General features: G+C 59.9%; 1 protein-coding gene. It reads left to right on the forward strand.

Translation table 11 applies throughout. The features are described 5' to 3' along the window. Positions 1-1,527, forward strand: a 1,527-nt coding sequence (locus AAE514_RS18405; RefSeq protein WP_347333024.1) for an autotransporter outer membrane beta-barrel domain-containing protein, incomplete at both ends; no start/stop codon positions are given.

The raw sequence follows: 1,527 nt of genomic DNA on the forward strand, positions 1-1,527 counted from the left end.
GCCGAGGGCGGCACCCTGAATAATAACCTGACCTTTGAGAAAGTCGCCACCGTGCGCGGCGGCGACGCGGCGGACACCTTTACGTTGAGTGGCGAGACGGCCTTCGCCGGGTCCATCGACGGGGGCGCCAACCTTGAGAACGCCGAGGGTGTGCGGCCGGACAATACGCTGGATTTGAGCGCCTACGACCCCGCAGTTACCCTGACGTACGGCGCCGGCGGCCCGAGTTGGGATATTGAGAACATCAACGATATTATCGGTAACGGCAAAACCACTCTGACATTGGACAGCGGCACCAACCAGTGGGCGCTGACCGGGGCCGAGACCGGCCGCGTGACCACGAGCCCAGGCACCGCCAGCGGTGGTCTGTTTGACCGAGCCTTGAGCTTTTCCAGCGTAAGTGCCTTGAACGGCGGTAGCGGGGAGGATACCTTTAAACTCACTGGCAATACGGCGTTTACCGGTGCCATTAACGGGGGCGGCAATACCGATACCTTTAACTTTACCGAGTTCAGCACCGACACCGCGCTCGATATTTCCCTGGGAAATCACCCGGCGGCCACGGTCGACCTGGCCTCCTTTGAAGTATTGGAAGGCCACACGCCCACCCAGGGTGATAACACCCTGCGTGGCGCCGCGGGCCAAGCCCATACCTGGACCATCGACGCCGAAAACGAGGGCACCTTGAAGTGGGTGAATAACGGGCAAAATTTCAGTGTCGAATTCTCGGGCTTCGGGGAGCTCGCGGGGGGTGACCGGGGTGATGTCTTTAACGTGGAAGGCCAGGGCGATATCACCGGCACCCTACGTGGGGGTAATCAACTGGATGTGTTGGATTTCTCCCTAAAAGAAGGGGCGATCGAGCTGACCGTTGGCCAGAACACGCTGGGCGGTACACTGTCCATTGCCGACATAGAAAGCGTGATCGGTCATTATGGCAATGAAGCCAACCACGGCAGCACTCTACGTGTCTCCAACAACAGCACCTCAAATACTTGGACTCTGACCGATCAGCGCCAAGGGCTTGATGCGGTGGACGGTGTTAACGACGGCGTGCTGGAAACCTCTGATGGCAAGAGGCTCTACTTCAGTAACTTTACCACCCTGGAAGGGGCTGACCACCTGGATGAGTTTGTTTTTTCGGGAGTCGGCCGAATGGACGGCACGCTGGACGGCGGTGGCAACACCAACACCGTGACCGTCACCGGCGCCACCCACGCCCTGGGCTTCACGCTGCGCGAAGGCGGCGATGCCGACACCTATCTCCAAAATATCGACACGGTGAACGCCAGCACCGACTACGTTCACCGGCTGGTGGGCACCAACGAGGCGGCCACCACCTGGACCATCGACGGTGAGTACCGAGGCGAGCTGGACAGCGGCTTGAGCTTCTCCGGCTTCAAACACCTGGTGGGTGGCTCGGGAGAAGATACCTTTACATTGACCGGTGATGGGCGGGTCGAACACATCGAGGGCGGCGGCGAATCAGATACCCTGAACCTTCAACAGAGCAACCACGCTTTCCAG

It is taken from the genome of Marinimicrobium locisalis (genome assembly GCF_039822625.1).
Taxonomy (GTDB): domain Bacteria; phylum Pseudomonadota; class Gammaproteobacteria; order Pseudomonadales; family Cellvibrionaceae; genus Marinimicrobium; species Marinimicrobium locisalis.